The sequence below is a fragment of the Couchioplanes caeruleus genome (assembly GCF_023499255.1).
In the GTDB taxonomy this organism is placed as follows: domain Bacteria; phylum Actinomycetota; class Actinomycetes; order Mycobacteriales; family Micromonosporaceae; genus Actinoplanes; species Actinoplanes caeruleus_A.
The window spans coordinates 3,703,922-3,721,169 of record NZ_CP092183.1; the positions used below are offsets into that span (position 1 = coordinate 3,703,922).

The 17,248-nt window shown below is 72.5% G+C and carries 17 protein-coding genes; 5 read left to right on the forward strand and 12 right to left on the reverse strand.

Going from position 1 to position 17,248, the window contains the following annotated elements; genetic code table 11:
* The first annotated feature begins 11 nt into the window (after positions 1-11).
* The 3 genes from COUCH_RS17145 to COUCH_RS17155 are packed head-to-tail and all read left to right on the forward strand — an operon-like array spanning position 12 to position 3,005.
* Entirely contained in the window at positions 12-815 is an 804-nt protein-coding gene (locus COUCH_RS17145; RefSeq protein WP_249613090.1) for an SAM-dependent methyltransferase, read from the forward strand.
* A 14-nt stretch (positions 816-829) separates the two neighbouring features.
* Positions 830-1,735 carry a P1 family peptidase gene (locus tag COUCH_RS17150; RefSeq protein ID WP_249613091.1) on the forward strand — a complete coding sequence of 302 codons (906 nt, stop codon included), beginning with the start codon at positions 830-832 and terminating at the stop codon, positions 1,733-1,735.
* Between the two features lie 10 nt (positions 1,736-1,745).
* Positions 1,746-3,005, forward strand: coding sequence for an alpha/beta fold hydrolase (locus tag COUCH_RS17155; RefSeq protein ID WP_249613092.1), 1,260 nt, complete (start codon positions 1,746-1,748; stop codon positions 3,003-3,005).
* Positions 3,006-3,084: 79 nt separating this feature from the next.
* On the opposite strand, the gene COUCH_RS17160 is transcribed toward COUCH_RS17155, so the two are convergent.
* The 11 genes from COUCH_RS17160 to COUCH_RS17210 all read right to left on the reverse strand — a co-directional run bounded on the left by COUCH_RS17160 (position 3,085) and on the right by COUCH_RS17210 (position 13,388).
* Positions 3,085-4,215, reverse strand: coding sequence for an alpha/beta fold hydrolase (locus COUCH_RS17160; RefSeq protein WP_249613093.1), 1,131 nt, complete (start codon positions 4,213-4,215; stop codon positions 3,085-3,087).
* Between the two features lie 147 nt (positions 4,216-4,362).
* The gene (locus tag COUCH_RS17165) at positions 4,363-5,544 is read right to left on the reverse strand and encodes a serine hydrolase domain-containing protein (protein ID WP_249613094.1); all 1,182 of its coding nucleotides are present in this window, start codon (positions 5,542-5,544) and stop codon (positions 4,363-4,365) included.
* Between the two features lies 1 nt (position 5,545).
* Complete coding sequence (locus COUCH_RS17170; protein WP_249613095.1) at positions 5,546-6,451, reverse strand: hypothetical protein; 906 nt, start codon at positions 6,449-6,451, stop codon at positions 5,546-5,548.
* 132 nt (positions 6,452-6,583) lie between these two features.
* A complete protein-coding gene (locus COUCH_RS17175) occupies positions 6,584-8,731 on the reverse strand; it encodes a chemotaxis protein CheA (protein WP_249613096.1) in 2,148 nt (715 codons plus the stop codon).
* Entirely contained in the window at positions 8,731-9,012 is a 282-nt protein-coding gene (locus COUCH_RS17180) for an STAS domain-containing protein (RefSeq protein WP_249613097.1), read from the reverse strand. Before COUCH_RS17180 ends, COUCH_RS17175 begins: the two co-directional genes overlap by 1 nt.
* On the reverse strand, positions 9,009-9,377 hold the full coding sequence (locus tag COUCH_RS17185) for a response regulator (protein WP_249613098.1): 369 nt from the start codon (positions 9,375-9,377) through the stop codon (positions 9,009-9,011). Before COUCH_RS17185 ends, COUCH_RS17180 begins: the two co-directional genes overlap by 4 nt.
* A 9-nt stretch (positions 9,378-9,386) precedes the next feature.
* Positions 9,387-10,436 carry a methyl-accepting chemotaxis protein gene (locus COUCH_RS17190; RefSeq protein ID WP_249613099.1) on the reverse strand — a complete coding sequence of 350 codons (1,050 nt, stop codon included), beginning with the start codon at positions 10,434-10,436 and terminating at the stop codon, positions 9,387-9,389.
* A complete protein-coding gene (gene cheB / locus COUCH_RS17195; protein WP_249613100.1) occupies positions 10,429-11,442 on the reverse strand; it encodes a chemotaxis-specific protein-glutamate methyltransferase CheB in 1,014 nt (337 codons plus the stop codon). The genes COUCH_RS17190 and cheB overlap by 8 nt, the downstream gene beginning before the upstream one ends.
* Complete coding sequence (locus COUCH_RS17200; RefSeq protein WP_249613101.1) at positions 11,439-11,927, reverse strand: chemotaxis protein CheD; 489 nt, start codon at positions 11,925-11,927, stop codon at positions 11,439-11,441. Before COUCH_RS17200 ends, cheB begins: the two co-directional genes overlap by 4 nt.
* Positions 11,920-12,768 (reverse strand): CheR family methyltransferase, encoded by an 849-nt coding sequence (locus tag COUCH_RS17205; RefSeq protein WP_249613730.1) that lies wholly within the window; start codon positions 12,766-12,768, stop codon positions 11,920-11,922. Before COUCH_RS17205 ends, COUCH_RS17200 begins: the two co-directional genes overlap by 8 nt.
* The gene (locus tag COUCH_RS17210; RefSeq protein WP_249613102.1) at positions 12,768-13,388 is read right to left on the reverse strand and encodes a chemotaxis protein CheW; all 621 of its coding nucleotides are present in this window, start codon (positions 13,386-13,388) and stop codon (positions 12,768-12,770) included. The genes COUCH_RS17205 and COUCH_RS17210 overlap by 1 nt, the downstream gene beginning before the upstream one ends.
* A 263-nt stretch (positions 13,389-13,651) precedes the next feature.
* Between COUCH_RS17210 and COUCH_RS17215 the strand changes: the two genes are divergently transcribed.
* Together COUCH_RS17215 and COUCH_RS17220 are read left to right on the forward strand one after the other, a co-directional pair.
* On the forward strand, positions 13,652-15,370 hold the full coding sequence (locus COUCH_RS17215; protein WP_249613103.1) for a methyl-accepting chemotaxis protein: 1,719 nt from the start codon (positions 13,652-13,654) through the stop codon (positions 15,368-15,370).
* 37 nt (positions 15,371-15,407) lie between these two features.
* Positions 15,408-16,019, forward strand: coding sequence for a hypothetical protein (locus tag COUCH_RS17220; protein WP_249613104.1), 612 nt, complete (start codon positions 15,408-15,410; stop codon positions 16,017-16,019).
* A gap of 7 nt (positions 16,020-16,026) precedes the next feature.
* Here the strand turns inward: COUCH_RS17220 and COUCH_RS17225 are convergent, their stop codons facing one another.
* Complete coding sequence (locus tag COUCH_RS17225) at positions 16,027-17,238, reverse strand: low temperature requirement protein A (protein ID WP_249613105.1); 1,212 nt, start codon at positions 17,236-17,238, stop codon at positions 16,027-16,029.
* Positions 17,239-17,248 lie beyond the last annotated feature (10 nt).

Sequence of the window (17,248 nt, forward strand, 5' to 3'; positions counted from 1 at the left end):
GGGTGGGCGGGGTGGACAGCGAGCACACCGGCATCGATGAGACCGTGCCGCACTCCGCGCGGGTGTGGAACTACTGGCTCGGCGGCAAGGACAACTTCCGGGCCGATCGCGAGGTCGGTGACGAGTTCAGCCGGTTCTATCCCGACATCGAGGTGGTGGCGCGCAGCTCGCGGGGCTTCCTCACCCGCGCCGTGCGGTTCCTGGTCGGCGAGCGGGGGATCCGCCAGCTGCTCGACATCGGCACCGGGCTGCCCACGGTGGACAACACCCATCAGGTCGCGCAGGCCGTCCTGCCCGAGGCCCGCATCGTGTACGTGGACAACGACCCGATGGTCCTCGCGTACGCCCGTGCCCTGCTGACCGGCAGCCCGCGCGGCGCCACCGAATACCTCGACGCCGACCTGCGCGACCCGGAGCGCATCCTCGAGCTGGCCGGGCGCAGCACGCTCGACCTGTCCCAGCCCGTCGGGCTCATCCTCATGAACATCCTCGGCCACGTCCCCGGCCTGGACGCGGCGGCCGGGATCGTGCGGCGGCTGCTGGCCGGCCTGCCGCCGGGCAGCTACCTGGTGACCGCCGACGGCACCAACGTGATCGACGGCCCGGCGTTCGAGGAGGCGATCGCGGTGTGGAACGCCAACGCCCCGCTGCCGTACCACCTGCGGACGCCCGAGCAGCTCGCCACGTTCCTGGAGGGTCTCGAGGTGGAAGAGCCCGGCCTGGTGCCGTGCTCGCGGTGGCGGCCCGCCCCGGACGCCGCGCCGGAGGAGCTGCGCGAGGTCGACGAGTTCGGAGCCGTCGCGCGCAAGCCCTGAGGCATGATCGGGGGATGGGCGCACCACAGCTGCTCTCCGCGTACGCCGGGCACTGGACCGGCGACGGCACCGGCGTGACCGTCATCCTCCCGCCGCCCGGCACGGTCGCCTCCGGCGAGGTCCGCGGCGGCGCCCCGGCGACCCGCGAGTTCGCGCTGCTCGACCCCACCCGGCTGGTCGACCGGGTGGACGCGGTGGTGCTCTCGGGCGGCTCGGCGTTCGGCCTGGCCGCGGCCGACGGCGTGATGGGCGCGCTGCGGGAGCGCGGCGCGGGCTTCCCCACGCCCGTCGGCCCGGTCCCGATCGTCGTCGGCATGTCCATCTTCGACACCTCGGTCCGGACGGTCGCCGGCCCGGCCGATGCCGGCGGACCGAAGACTGCCGGGCCGCCCGATGCGGCCGCCGGCCGGGCCGCCGCCCGCGCGGCGTGGAACGGCGAGGCGTTCGCCGCGGGCCGCGTCGGAGCGGGCACGGGCGCGTCGACCGGCAAGTGGCGCGACCGGCTCGACCCGGGCGGCGTGGGCTGGGCCGTGCGCGACGCCGGCCCGGCCCGGGTCGCCGCGGTCGTCGTGGTCAACGCCTGGGGCGACGTGCTCGGCCCCGGCGGCGAGCCGCTGTTCGCCGCCGGCGCGGGGCCGCAACGGACCGCCGCAGCGTTCGGCATGCAGAACACGACCGTGGGCGTGGTGCTGACCGACGCGGCGCTCACCAAGAACGACTGTTTCCTGCTCGCCCAGAGCGGCCACACCGGCTTCGCGCGGACCATCCACCCGGCGCACTCGCGCTACGACGGCGACGCGGTGGTCGCGCTCGCGACCGGCGAGGCAGCCGGCCCGGCCGATCTGGACCTGATCCGCGCGGTGGCGGTCGACGTGGTCGCGGAAGCCGTCCGGGCCGCGGTGTCCGCCGAGCGCGGCTAGCTTGATGCGGATGATCGCCCTTCCCGGACTGCGCTGCACCGACCACACCGTCACCGTCCCGCTGGACCACCGCGATCCCGGCGGCGCCACCATCGACGTGTTCGCGCGCGAGGTCGTGGCCCGCGACCGGGCGGGCGACGACCTGCCGTGGCTGCTGTTCCTGCAGGGCGGGCCGGGCGGCAAGGGTCCGCGCCCGCTGCGGGCCGAGGGCTGGCTGGGGCACGCCCTGCGGACCCACCGGGTGCTGCTGCTCGACCAGCGCGGCACCGGGCGCAGCACGCCGATCACCGGCCGGACCGTGCGCGGGATGCCGGATGCGGCGCTCGCCGCGTACCTGCGGTTGTTCCGGGCGGACAGCATCGTGGCGGACGCGGAGATCCTGCGGGAACGGCTCGCCGGCGGGGCGCGGTGGGACACGCTCGGGCAGAGCTACGGCGGCTTCATCACGATGGCGTACCTGTCGGCCGCCCCGCAGGGCCTGCGGACCTGTTACGTCACCGGCGGGCTGCCGGGCCTGACCGCCACCGCCGACGACGTGTACGCGCGCACCTACCCGCGCGTGGCAGCGAGGAACGCCGAGTACTACCGCGCGTTCCCCGGGGACGTGACCGAGGTGCGCCGCATCGCCGATCACCTGGCGGCCGGTGACGTACGCCTGCCCGACGGCGACCGCCTCACCGTCGACCGCTTCCGCGCGCTGGGCGGCGTGTTCGGGATGAGCTACGGCTGCGCCCAGGTGCACTGGCTGCTCGACGAGGCCTGGAACGGCGGGGAGCTGTCGGACACCTTCCGCCACGAGGTCATGCGGCACACCGGGTTCGTCGACACGCCGCTGGCGGCGCTGCAGGAATACACGTACGGCCAGGGCGCGACGCCCACGGCCTGGGCCGCGCACCGGGCGCTCCGGCGCCACCCGGCGTTCGCCGCGGACGCCGACCCGCTGCTGTTCACCGGCGAGATGATGTACCCGTGGATGTTCCGGCAGATCGCCGCGCTGCGCCCGTTCGCCGGCGCGGCCGACCTGCTCGCGGCCGCGGACGACTGGCCGCCGCTCTACGATCTCGGCCGCCTGGCGTCCAACGAGGTCCCGGTGCACGCGGCGGTCTACGCCGACGACCTGTACGTCGACGCCGGGCTCTCGCTGCGGACCGCGCAGGAGGTGGGCAACGTCCGCACGTGGGTGACCAGCGAGTATCAGCACGACGGTCTGCGGACGGCCGGGCCGGAGGTGCTGGGCCACCTCATGGACATGGCCGCCGGGCGCCGCTGACGAACGGCGGCACCCCACGCGGGGGTGGTCGCGTGGGGTGCCGCCGGTCCCGGGGGGCGCGGGACGTCGTGGGGCCGGATCAGGCGAAGCGCGCGGCGATCCAGTTCGCCACCGTGTCCACCGAGGCGAACACCGCGCCGTCGTGGGTCTCGCCCTCGAGGGTGATGAACTCGACGGACTGGCGGTACTGGCTGAGCTCGTCCAACAGCGGGCCGGCCGTGATCCCGTACGGAACGGCCTCGTCCTCGGTGCCCTGCACGATGAGGATCGGCGCGCTCGGGGCCGTGCCGCCCGGGTTGCCGTACTGGGCGAGCTTCGAGATCACCGCCTGCGGGACGACGCCGCCGGGCACGAGCTGCTCGGGGGTGAGCGGTGCGTACGCGCTGAGGATCTCGTTGAGGCAGCCGCTCTGCAGCACGCTGGACTTCTGCTTCGCCGGCGCGGCCAGGTAGGAGTTCGGGTTGAAGGTGGGCTCGACCGCGTTGATGCCGTACATGGCCATGACGAGGTAACCCTGGCCCTCCGTGCCGGGGATGTCCGGCGCGATCAGGTCGAGGTTGGACGCGGGCGCGATCGTCGCCACGCCACGCAGCACGAGCGAGCCGTCGTACGACGGGGCCAGCTGGCCGGCGAACAGCGCGCCCTGCCCGCCCTGCGAGTGCCCGTCGACGGCGTAGTCGGTGGTCAGCGCCGGGTCCAGGTTCCGGGCGGCCTTGACGCTGTCGATGATCGACCGGCCCTCGCTGTTGCCGATCAGGTACGGGTGGCTCTCCGGGGTGCCCAGGCCGGGATAGTCGGGGGCGGCCACCGTCCAGCCCTTCTTGAGCAGCGCGGCGATGGCGGCCCGTGCCTCCGGCCAGAAGACGGCCTGGCTGGCCGACGGGGCGCACTTGTCGGCCAGGCCGGTGGTGCCGTGGCCCCAGGCGACCGTGCGGTTCTTCTTGCCGGTCTTCGGGGTGAGGACCAGGCCGGTCGCCACGGTGGCGACGCCGGAGACGTTCGTGGTCACGTACGAAATGCGCTTGCCGGTGGCCAGGGGCGCCAATTCCGGCGGGAGGGTGGCGGTGGTGGAGAGCAGAACGGTGCCGGGGGCGGTGACCGCATTCGCGGTGCCGCCGGTGGTGACGACGGTGCCGAGAACGGCCAGAAGGGTCACCTGGACGGCGGCGGCCCATCTGACGGCGAGGCGCCGCCCGAGAGTTCTTCTCATCTATTTCGTCCTTTCGGGAATGGGAGGGAGCGCGGGACGTCGAGCTTCGACGGTAGGCGCGGGCGACCCGGATGGCCCAAAGGGCGACCCCGGTCGTGAAGGCATGCGGGGGCCGGGTGGAAATGGCGAGGGGAAAAGAATGGTGTCTCAGGCGAGGTGGTCGGCGATGCGGCGCAACGCGGTGATGGTCTCGCGGTCGCGGGCCGGGTCGTCCTCGGTGGGCCAGGCGCTGCACTTGACGATGACCACGTCGGCGGCGGGGTCGACGAAGAGGTACTGGCCGTGCACGCCGAGGCCGGTGAAGGCGTGGAAGCAGCTCTCGCCGAGGGTCCACCACTGGTTGGCGTACCCGTAGTGGTCGTAGCCGCTGGGGCCGAGCGCGCCCACGGCGAGGTGCGGGACGTCGGCGCCGCGGCTGCGGCGCACCCAGTCGCCGGGCACGATCTGCTCGTCCCCGCAGACGCCGTCGCGGGCCATCATCAGCCCGACCCGGGCGAGGTCGCGGGCGGTGGCGTTGAAGGCGCCGGCACCGATCGCGGTCCGCGGCTCGGAGCGGCTGAGCCCATAGTACGCGTTGCGCTCGGCGCCGATGCGGGCCCACAACCGGTCCGAGGCGTACGCCGCCAGCGTCAGCCCGGTGGCCGCCTCGAGCACCCAGCCGAGGACCTGGGCGTCGAAGGTGGAGTAGTTGAAGCGTTCGCCGATGCCGGCCGTGCGCGGCGCCGACCGGATGATCGCGGCCACGTCGCCGCCGCTGAGCACGGCGCGTTCGAAGCGGCGGATGAAGCTGTCGGTGCCGTCCCAGGTCTCGAGGTCGCCGACGCCGCTGCTCATGTCGAGCAGGTCGGCGAGCGTGGTGCCCTCGTACGCCGTGCCGAGGAAGTCCGGCCGGTAGTCGGTGACCAGGTCCTTCACGCTGCCGACGGCGCCCTCGGCGAGCGCGATGCCGAGCAGGATCGACGTGATCGACTTGGACAGTGAGAACAGCTGCATGCGCACCCGCGGGCCGGCGAAGGCCCCCGGGTAGCTCTCGTGCACGATCGCGCCGCGGTGCAGCACCACGAACGCCGTGGTGTGGGTGCGCCGGTGCAGGTCGGCGAGGCTGTGGTCGCGGTCGTCGAAGCGGTACGAGAGGTTCAGCGGCAGGTGCCCGACGGGCAGCGGCCGGGGGTCGTGGCCGCGCCGGACCGGCTCGGTCGGCATCAGCCAGTTCATGTGGGTGAAGGTGAACTCGTTGATCGGGCGGCGCATCACCAGGTCGCTCTGGCGCTCCCACCAGGAGGCCGGCCCACCGGCCGGGCGGACCGGGTGCTCCGTCGTGCTCGTCATGTCATTCCCCGCTGTCGTCGAAGGTGCGATCGGCAGGCCGCGCGGTGTTCGAGACGTCTCGGAAGTGTTCACGCAGCGCCAGGCCGCTGGGTTCAGACACGGGTTCGAGGTAGCTGTTGAGGATGCCGAGGACGGCCATGCCGACCAGGTTGTCCTCGGGCGACTCGCCGATGATCCCGGCCCCGGGATCGCCCAGGTGGTGCAGGGCGAAGCCCTCGGTGACCGCGGCGAGCATGTAGGCGAGCTGGTCGAGGGTGACGCCGGGGCGCAGCTGGAAGCCGCGGGAGGCGAACGTGGACTCGTAGATCTTCTTCCAGGGCTCCAGCGCGCCGGCGTAGCTGTTCGCGATCGCGTCGTGGATGCCGTCGTTGCGGTCGGCCGTGGCCACCATGATGAGCTGGAGCCGGAACAGCGGCATCCGGCAGATCGCCTGCAGCTCCGCGTGGGTGGCGCGGTCGATCGCGTCGACGAAGCTCTCCTCGTCGTCCAGCCAGCCGCGGGTCTCGACCTCCGCGTCGTACTGCGGGTCGTAGCTCATCGCGTGGAACATGAACGTGAGCAGGTCGTTCAGGTAGTCGTCGTGGCTGGCCCAGGTGGCGCGGTACGGCCCGTCGCCCTTCTGGCGAAGGAACGGCGGCTCGAGGCTCTCCATCTCCTTCGACAGCGCCCGCTCGGTGAGGAAACGCAGCCCGGACCAGTACTGCTTGCGTCCGTCGGCTTCTGCCGCGCGTTCGCAGGCGCCGAGGTTCTGTTCGATGAGGTTCGCGCCGGCCTTGAGGTACGACGCGACCTTGGGCGAGTTGACCAGGGCGGCCCGGGTCGCCTCGCGGACGCCCTTGACGCGCGTGACGATGCCGGAGAAGTCCTGGTTATACGGATAAGGCAGATCCTTCTTGCCGAGCGTCATGAACCGATTCTTTGTCGGGCCCCACCATGCGGACAAGTGCGCGGGTGCGTAGTACTCGGAGGCTAGGCCTCCACAATTGTCGACAGGCGTAGATATAGCTTTCTGTAGTTCTTCAATTACTCAGAGGAATTGTCAGGCGGCGGTGACGGCGTGCCGCAGGTGCTCGCGGCTGGAGTGGTCGGCGACGAGCGTCCCCACGTCCAGGATGAGCGCGATCTCGCCGCTGCCCAGGATCGTCGAGCCGCTGATGCAGCGCAACCGGCTGAACAGCACGCCGAGCGGTTTGATCACCGTCTGCAGCTCGCCCAGCAGGGTGTCCACCACCAGGCCCGTACGCTGCCCGGACTGCTCGACGATGACGACGTTCTGCCGGCGCGCGGGCTCGCCCGGGATGTCGAACAGCTGCCGCAGCCGGATGAACGGCAGCACCTCGCCGCGCAGGTTCATGCAGTCGCGCCCCAGCGGGCCCGGCGGCAGCTCCACGCACTCGGTGACCCGGTCGAGCGGCACGATGAACCACGACGGGCCCACCCCGACCAGGAAACCGTCGATGATGGCCAGGGTCAGCGGCAGCCGGATGCGGATCGTCGTGCCCACGCCGCGGGCCGTCTCCACCTCGATGCTGCCCCGCAGCGCGGTCACGTTGCGGCGGACGACGTCCATGCCCACGCCCCGCCCGGACAGGTTGGACACGGCGTCGGCGGTGGAGAACCCGGGCTCGAAGATGAGGTCGTACACCTCGGCGTCGGTGAGCGCCGTGCCGGGCGCGACCACCCCGCGCTCCACCGCCTTGTCGTAGATCCTGTCCCGGTTCAGCCCGCGGCCGTCGTCGCCGACCTCGATCACGATGCTGCCCGCGTCGTGGTACGCGTTGAGCCGCAGCGTGCCCTTCGCGGACTTGCCGTGGCGCTGCCGCTCGGCCGGCGCCTCGATGCCGTGGTCGAGGGAGTTGCGCACCAGGTGCAGCAGCGGGTCGCTGATCCGCTCCACCAGCGCCTTGTCCATCTCGGCGTCACCACCGGTGATCACCAGCGACACCTCCTTGCCCAGCTCCAGGCAGACGTCGCGGACCACCCGCTCGAAGCGGCGCAGGGTCGTGCCGATCGGCACCATGCGCAGGGCCAGCGCGCTGTGCCGTACCTCGTCGACGAGCCGCATGACCTCGCCCTGCGCCTCCCCGCCGCCACCCGCGCGCACCGCCGTGCTGGACTGCGCGATCACCAGCTCGCCGACCAGGTCGATGAGCCGGTCCAGGCGCGCGGCGTCGATCCGGATCGTCTGGGTGTCCTGCGTCCGGGTCTCCGCCGTCTTGCGCTGGCGGTTCAGCGCGGCGTCCACGATGGGCCGCGGGACGATGCCGTGCTCCACCAGGATCTCGCCGATCGGCACCGGCTGGGTGCCGCTGCGCACCGCCTGCTCCTGCTGGATGCGCAGCGCCTCGGCCATCTCCAGCTCGGTGACCGCGCCGCTGCCGATGAGCACGTCGCCCAGCCGCTCGCTCTCCGGCATGGCGCGGATGGCCCGCACGTAGGCGTCGAACTGCCGTTCGTCGGGCACGATCCGGATATCGCTGTCCTCGCGGACGAACTCGAAGACCGCCTCGATCTCCTCCTTCGGCACGCCCGTGCTGAGCTCGACCTCGAAGCCGAGGTAGCAGGTCTCCGGATCCATCTCCTCGGCGGGCGGCAGCGCGTCGTCCAGCACGGTTACCTCGGTCACCGTGCCGATCGTGGACAGATACCGCAGGAACGACAGCGGGTCCATGCCGTTGCGCAGCGAGTCGGCGCCGAACCGCAGCGTCAGGTGCCAGGCCCGCTCCTCGGCCGCCTCCGCACCCGTCGCGTCGGGCCGCCGGGCCGCCGATCCGCCCGCTCCCTCCGGAAGGTACGGCTCCAGCCCCGCGAGCAGCCGCGCGCCGTCGGCGGCCTGGGCGGCGTCCGGCTCCAGCCGTCCCACGGCGAGCCCCTCGATCATCGCCCCGATGTGGTCGGCGCACGGCAGCAGCGTGCTCACCAGCCCGGGCGACACCTCGAGATCGCCCTCGCGTACGGAGCCCAGCACGGTCTCCAGCACGTGCGTGAAGCCGACGAGGTGCTGCAGCCCGAACAGCCCCGCCGAGCCCTTGAGCGTGTGCGCGGCGCGGAAGACCGTGTTGACCGTCTCCGCGGCGGACGGGTGAACCTCCAGCTCGAGGAACCCGTCCTCGAGCTGCTGCACCAGGTCGCGGGCCTCGGTGACGAAGATGTCGAGCGCCTCGCGCATGTCGTCGTCTGCGGACATCACTCCTCCTCCGCGGCGTCCAGCCCGGCCATCGCCAGCACCGCGGCGACGCCGCCGCGTACCGGGCCGAGCTCGAAGGGCACGTTCAGCCGGTCGGCCTCGCGCCGGGCCAGCAACAGGACCTGCAGCCCGGCGGTGTCGACCTCGTCCACCCCGGACAGGTCGACCCGCAGGCCGCTGCTGGTCTGCAGCGCGCCGATGAGCCGTTCCTTCTGCGCCGCCGCCGTGAGGACGGTCAGCTCGCCGTCCACGGCCAGGCGGCGCGGTTCCCGGGGGGTCACGGCGCGATCAGCTTCGCCACCGCGCTGAGCATCTGGTCCGGCTGGAACGGCTTGGTCACCCACGCCTTCGCGCCGGCCGCCTGCGCCTGCCGCTTCTTGTCCTCCTGCGACTCCGTGGTCAGCATGATGATCGGCGTGAACTTGTACGCGGGAAGCTTGCGCGCCTCGGACACGAACGTGATGCCGTCCATGTTCGGCATGTTCACGTCGGAGATGATCAGGTGGATGCGCTGGCCGTTCAGCTTCGCCAGCGCGTCCTTGCCGTCCACACCGGCGATCACGTCGTACCCGGCGCCCTTGAGCGCGATCGTGACGACCTGCCGCACCGAGGCCGAGTCGTCGACGATCAGAATGGTCTTCGCCATCGTTCACCCCTAGAAGAACGTGATCTCGGATTCGGACACCGCGGTGCCCGCGCCTGACTTGTGGGCCTCGCGCTCCTCGGCCATGGTGTATTTCGCCGACAGCTGGTCCAGCACGGCCTGCGGATCCAGCGGCCGGCCCTCGGCGGCGCGCTCACCGGCCTCGGCGACGACCACGGGGAAGTGGTCGATGCTCTCCCGCAGGTGCTCGAGGATCTGCCCGACCCGGTCCTGGAACTGCAGGTTGACCAGCGACTCGCCGATGTCCGAGCGGATCCCGACGGCCGCCTGCTCCAGCTCGGCCGACGAGTTCTGCAGGCCGGACAGCACGGTCAGCAGGTCGTCCAGCACCGCCTGCACCTCGGCGTTGGCCTGCGCCACCGCCTGATCCTCGCGCCCGGCGCTCTCCTGCGCCGACGCCAGCACCGACCCGATGGCCGTGGCCACGCCGGCCACCTTCGCCGAGATGCGCTCGCTCGTGCTGTGCGAGCGCTCCGCGAGGTCGCGTACCTCCAGGGCCACGACGCCGAAGGCCGCGCCCGCCGCACCCACCCGGGCCGCCTCGATGGCGGCGTTGAGGGCCAGCAGGTTCGTCTGCGCGGCGATCCGGGTGACCTCGCCGGTCATCTGCCGCAGCTCCTCGTTGAGGTCGAGCAGCGTACGCAGCTCCGCGAGGGACTCGCGGCGCGCGGTCAGCGTGCTGTTCAGCGTGCCGACGACCTCGCCGAGGCGTTGCCGGCTGCGGTCGAACGCGCCGGCGTGGCCGTCGTGCAGCGTGCCGGAGGATGAGGCCAGCACGGAGTCGAGGTTGTCGACGATGCCGGCGAACTTCTCCGTCAGCTGCCCGACCGCCGTCTCCATCTGTCCCCGCGAGGACTCGATCTGGGCGGACCAGACCGGCGCCACCGCGCCGGCGAACCCGGCCACGTCGGTGGCGGCCGGCCCGGACGCCGGCTCGCGCATGGTGCCCGGCGCCGTGCCTCTCGCACGCCACCACGCGAATCCGTAGCCGAGCGCCGCGCCGGCCAGCAGCGCGACCACGATCCCGAGCGCTTCAGCCATGGTGGAAGATCACCTCCGCTATCGAGCCCAGCGGGCTCTCCCGGTCGACCGCGCCGAGCAGCACGGCCTCCCTCGGCATTCCGTGCACCACGCAGGTCGCCTCGTCCTGGGCGACGGTGTACGCGCCGGCCCGGCGCATCTCCAGCAGCCCGCGGGCGCCGTCGTCGCCCATCCCGGTCATGATCACCCCGACCGCGTGCGGACCGGCGGCCCGCGCCACCGAGTGGAACAGCACGTCCACCGAGGGGCAGTGCCGGTTCACCGGCGGGCCCTCGAAGACGCGTACGGCGTAGCGCGAGTCGGCGCGGCGCAGCTCCATGTGCCGGCCACCGGGCGCTACCAGCACCTGGCCGGGCAGCACCGGATCGCCGTCGGCCGCCTCCTTCACCCGTACGCGGCACAGCGCGTCGAGCCGCTCGGCGAACGCCGAGGTGAACTTGGCCGGCATGTGCTGCACCAGCACGACCCCGGGGCAGGTCGCCGGCAGCGCGGGCAGCAGCACCTCGAGGGCCTGCGTACCGCCCGTCGAGGTGCCCACCGCCACGACCCGGTCCACCGCGACCGGAGCCGCGCCGGCCGCCGGGGCCCCGCCGGCCGCGTACGTCAGCGCCGGCTCGGGGACGCGCACCCGCTCGCGGACGCCCGCCGCCGCGCGGATCGCGGCGACGATGGCGTCGCCGTCACGTTCCAGGGACCGCTTCAGGCCGGTGGCCGGCTTCGCGATGACCGCGGCGGCGCCCGCCGCGAGCGCCTCCGCGGACGTCCCGGGCGCCGCGCAGACCACGACCGGGGTCGGCCGCTCCGCCATGATCCGGCGCAGGAAGCCGAGCCCGTCCGCGGTGAGGCCGAGCACGATGACGTCCGGCCAGGCCCGCCGCAGGTGCTCGGCGGCGAACCCGGGGCCCGGCACCGCGGCCAGCACCTGGAGGCCGGGGGAGGCCCGCAGCAGGGCGGCGAGCACCTGCCGGACCACGGCCGACTCGTCCACGATCAGGATCCCGGTCACGTGGTGGCCCGATCCTCGTACGGGTCCAGCGAGCGCAGCCAGACGTCTCCGGTGGCCAGCTCGAAGATGAGCCGCCGCGACCCCCGGCCGCCGAGCTCGCAGGCCGACACCGTGAACCCGTGCCGGCGCAGCAGGTCCAGGCCCACCCGGGCGTTCTGCGCGGCCACCCCGGTCAGCGGGCCCGGGATGCGGGGGAACTGGTCGGCGCCGCCGAAGACCTTGACCACGTAGTCCTGCGGGGTCGTGCCGTGCCGGTCGACCTCCCGGTGGAACAGCCCGACGGCGTCGTCGGCGTACCGGCCGTCGAGGCGCGGGGCCACGCCGGGGTGACGGCCCGGCAGCAGGTAGTGGCACATGCCGCCGATGCGCCGGCCGGGGTGCCACAGGGTGATCGCCACGCACGAGCCCAGCAGCGTGTGCAGCCGCACGTCGCCGCCGGCGAAGCGGAAGTCGCCGGGATTGAGGTGCACGTCGGTGTCAGCCACGGCCGGCTCCCGGGCCGTCGCCCGCGGGGGGCAGCCGGTACACCGACGGCTCCACCATGGTCAGCCCGCAGGGGATCGCGTTGAGCGACTCGGAGCTGCCGATGACCAGGAAGCCGCCCGGCACCAGCAGGTCCTGCATCCGGTTCACCAGGTCCCGCTTGGTCGGCAGGTCGAAGTAGATCATCACGTTGCGCAGGAAGATCACGTCGAAGCGGCCGAGCCGGCGGAAGTCCTCCATCAGGTTGAGGCAGTGGAACTGCACCCGGTCGCGCAGCGCGCGGCAGATCGTCAGCAGGCCCTCGTACTCGTCGCGGCCCCGCAGGCAGTACTTGCGCAGCAGGGCCGGCGGGATCCGGCCGGCCGCCTCCAGGGGGTAGAGCCCCCGGCGGGCGACCTCCACCACCCGGGTCGAGATGTCGCTGCCCACGACCTCCCACTGCCCGGGCGGCAACGACTCGGCCAGCACCATCGCCGTCGTGTACGCCTCCTCGCCGGTGGAGCCGGCCGCGCTCCAGAACCGGAACGGGCGCCCGGGCTGCCGCGCGGGCAGGATCGAGCGCTGGAGGACCTCGAAGTGCCGCGGCTCGCGGAAGAAGAACGTCTCGTTGGTGGTCAGCAGGTTGATCATCTGGTGCAGCTCGGCCTCGTCGCGGCGGCGCAGCAACGCGACGTAGTCGCCGTACCCGTCCAGGCCCAGCTGGCGTACCCGCTTGTCGAGCCGGCCCGCGACCAGGGCCTCCTTGCCCGGGCCCAGGCTGATGCCGGTGTGCTCGCGCAGCAGCCCGGTGAGGAACCCGTAGTCGTCACCGCTGAGCTGCCGGGGCGCCGCGAACGGCAGCATCACCGCGGCTCCGGGGCGGCGGTGGCGCCGCCGCCGTCGTCGCCGGGAGGCTGCTGGCGGCCCAGGTCACCCAGGCTCACCATGTCGCTGATCGACAGCACCCGGCTGACGTCCAGCACGATGAGGAAGTCGTCGGCGCGCTTGGCCATGCCGCTGATGTAGTCGGCGCGGATGCCGGCGCCGAAAGCGGGCGCGGGCTCCATGTCGCCGTCGTCGAGCGTCACGACCTTGTTGACCGCGTCGACGAGCACACCGACGTCCTGGCCGTCCTGTTCGGTGGCGGCCACGCCGGGCTGGGCCTCGTCGCCGGGGATCGCCGTCTCCCGGATGTGCACGATGATGATCGTGGTGCGGCGCCGGACGGTGGTGGTGCCGCGCCCGAACCGGGTGGCCAGGTCGATGACCGGTACGGCCCGCCCGCGCAGGTTGATCACGCCCCGGATGAACTCGGGCATCATCGGCACCACGGTCAGGCTGCGGTACTCGAGGATCTCCTTGACGTGGAAGATGTCCAGCGCGTACGACTCGCCGTTGAGCGTGAACGTCAGATAGCGGGCCGGCTCGGTGACCGCCGTGGCGGTGCGTACGCCCGAGCCCGGCGCCTGAGAATTGTTCGACACCGTCGGTTCCTCCACGCCCCGCCGACCTCATCTGCGCCTTCATTCGAGCAGAACTCCGGTGCTTTCCGCAGGGCGTCAGCCAGTTGCACCCGTCTGTTCCCGGCGTCCTTTTCCGGACCGCGTGCGCATATCCGCCAACGCATTGCGAAATGGCTTTCGAATCGCGGTGTACGTCACTCGGGCGCCGATAAGCTGAGGCCGTCGAAGGGCCACGCGGCGCCGAACGCGCGGTGGCCGTGGCGGGGGACAGAGGGAGCCTGGACATGGCCGACACCGGCGCGCGCCGCCATCGCAGCGGACTGTCGTTCCGAGATCTGCCGATCGCCTGGAAACTACGGTTGCTGGCGCTCGTGTCCGGCGCGCTGCTCATAGCCGTCGGAGTGCTGGGCATCGTCCAGCTCGGCACCACTCAGCAGCGGCTCCAGGAGCTCTACAGCACGAACCTGCACGACGTACGGCTGTTGGGCGAGGTGAGCACCAACTACAAGCAGGTGCGCCTCGACATGCGCGGGATGGCGCTGGCCAAGGTCGGTGCGGACTCCGACAAGGCCGCTGCCGGGTTCGACGCCTCCGCCGCCGCCCTGGACCGGGCGTGGAACAGCTACACCGGCGGCCCGCAGAGCCTGGACAACGCCGATGAGGAGTCGTTCCAGAAATCCTGGGACGCGTACAAGAAGCTGGCGACGGACACGCTGAAACCGCTCGCCGCCGTCAACAACATCGCCGAGTTCAACCGCATCAGCGACGCGCAGGTCACCCCGATCGCGGACGCCATCAACAGCGCGCTCACCGCCCTGGTCGACTCCCAGGACGCCGCCGCGAAGGCCTCCATCGACGCATCGGACTCGGCGTACCGTACGTCGCGGACCGTGCTCATCGTGCTCATCGTCATCGCGCTGCTGGTGATGTTCGTGATCGTGCAGATGATCGCGGCCGCGGTCTCGCGGCCGCTGCGGGAGACGGTGACCGTGCTCAGCGGCCTGGCCGAGGGCCGGCTCGACCAGCGGCTCGCCGTGCGCGGCCGCGACGAGGTCGGGACGATGGCCACCGCCCTCAACAGCGCGCTCGGCCGGCTCAGCGAGACGGTCGGCACGGTCGTCGACTCCGCCGCCCAGCTCAACATGGCCTCCAACCAGATCAGCGGCGCCTCGCAGAGCCTGTCGCAGGCCGCCACCGAGCAGGCAGCCAGCGTCGAGGAGACCACCACCAGCATTCAGGAGATGACCGCCGGCATCGCGCAGAACAGCGAGAACGCGGCCGCCACGGAGGGCATCGCCGCGAAGGCCGCGGCCGAGGCCCAGGAGGGCGGCGACGCGGTGCAGCGGACCGTCGCCGCGATGAAGGAGATCACCAGCAAGATCGGCATCATCGACGACATCGCGTTCCAGACCAACATGCTGGCCCTCAACGCCACCATCGAGGCGGCCCGGGCCGGCGAGCACGGCAAGGGCTTCGCCGTGGTCGCCACCGAGGTCGGCAAGCTCGCCGAGCGCAGCCAGATCGCCGCCCAGGAGATCAGCGAGCTCGCCGCGGGCAGCGTGCAGACGGCCGAGCGCGCCGGCGACCTGCTCAGCGAGATCATCCCGAGCATCACCCGCACCTCCGACCTGGTGCAGGAGATCGCCGCCGCCAGCGGTGAGCAGTCCTCCGGCGTACGGCAGATCAACGTCGCGATGACCCAGATCGGCAAGGTCACCGAGCAGACCGCCTCGTCGAGCGAGGAGCTGGCCGCCACCGCGCAGCAGATGTCCGCGCAGACCGCCCAGCTCAAGCAGCTGATGGACTTCTTCGTCACCGGTCACGGCGGTCGTCCCGTGATGACCGGCGTCGTCGAGCCGCCGGCGCGCACGTCCTGGGCGAACGACGGCTACCAGCGGTCGGGCCGCGACGGCGGGGTCTACAACGACAACCGGCTCCCGGCCGGCGGCCCCCGCGGCGAGATGGCGGTACCGGACCTCGAGGCCAAGTTCGAACGCTTCTGACGCGAGCCCCTCGCCGCCGTCGGGTATAACCGGGCGCATGCACAGTGAAGCGCTCATGGGCCTGCTCGGCGAGATCCCCGGCACGGAGGTGTCGGCCGACGCCGGCGTCGTGACCGTGCACGTGCCGGCGATCGGCGACTCGGCCCGCGTCGCCGTGCGCGACATCCTCGGCATCCAGCAGATCGTCGTGCCGACCGGGGACCCCGGCGTGGAGCTGGGCGTACGGCGTGGCCACGAGGAGCTGCCGCTGATCGTCACCGTGCACGACGTGGCCTTCATGCCGGCGTACGCGGCCGACATGCTGGTGCCCGGCGCCGACGTGCAGGTCCCGGCGATGCCGGAGCTGATCGCCTACTCGGAGATGCACCGCGACGTGCGCGCGCTGGGCCGGGCCGTCGACGAGGAGGGGGTCGAGTTCGACGAGGCCATCCTCGCCGCCACGCTGCTCGTGCACCGCTGCTTCCTGGCCGGCGCCGTCCGGGTGGGGCTGTGGCCGGTCCGCGTCGCGGCCTGGTGGGAGTACTCGTGGGCCCGGGTCGGCCGCGGCCTGCCGCTGGCGGCGTTCCGCCCGGACCCGGCGTGGGACCGGCTCATGGCCGACGTCACCGAGGCCCGCCGGCACAGCGCCCCCGCGCACGCCGGCGACTGAGCGCTGCTCACACCTTGGCGGTGCGCACCTCGCCCGAGCGGTGCAGCAGGAACCCGGCGACCACCCCCGCGACCATCAGCGCCGCCAGCAGCGCCAGGGTCGGCACGGACGGCAGGTCCAGCGCGACGACGAGCAGCGTCAGCGGCACGCCGGCGCCCGGCCAGAGCAGCGCGCCGCGCACCTGGCGGCTCATCCCCGCCTGCAGCAGCGCGACGCTGAACAGGTAACCCGCCGTGCCGAGGCCGAGGATCCACCGGGTGCCGGTGCTCAGGTGCTCGTCGGCACCGTGCAGCACCGCATGTTCCAGGCCGACCGCCGTCGCCGCCAGCGCCACGGCCAGCGGCAGGTGCTCGTACACGTAGAAGTCGTGCACGCCCTGCCGGGTGTTGTCGCCGCCCTCCTCGATCAGCCGCCGCTTCGCCGCGCCGCCGGACAGGTCGAAGTAGACCCACCACAGCGCGGCGGCGATCACGAACGCCAGGCTCGCGGCGAGGTCCACCCTCGGCTCCCAGCCGCCGTCGTGCAGCCCGGTCACGGTCGCCGCCACCGACTCGCCGAGCACCAGGATCACGAACAGGGCGAAGCGCTCCGGCAGGTGCTCCAGATGCAGCGGTACGGCCTCCTTCAGCCGCGCCGCGCCGGTCGGGCCGACGAGGTCCACGAGGACGCCGACGGCCCACAGCCAGTACCGTCCCGGGGCCGGAACGGCCAGCGACACCAGCCAGACCGTCGCGCCGGCCGCGTGCCCCAGCAGGTACAGCCGCGCCGTCGGCCGGGCGTCCGGGACGTGCCGCCAGGCCCGCAGATAGCCGGCGATCAGCACCAGCCGGATGACCACGTACCCGAGCGCGAACCACGCGGCGGTGGAGCTGCCGACCTTGTCCACCGCGGCGGCCATCGCCACGACCCCGGCCATGGCGATGAGCGTGAGCACCCGGAACACCGCGTCGTCGGTGTCGAACCGGTTCGCGTACAGGGTCGTGGTCGCCCACGCCCAGAAGCCGGCGGCCAGCACGGCGGCGAACAGGCCGGCGCCGTGCCACGTCGGGTCGGCGGCCAGCACGTCGGCGCACCGGGCGACGAACAGGACGAACGCGAGATCGAAGAAGAGCTCGAGGCGGGTGGCGGACCGGTTCGTGTCCTGGTTGAGGCCGGGCGGGCGTACGGGCTCGACCTGCTCGGCCTCCTGTTCGTCGAGCCGGTCCTGCGCCTCGCTCATCGGAGCCTCC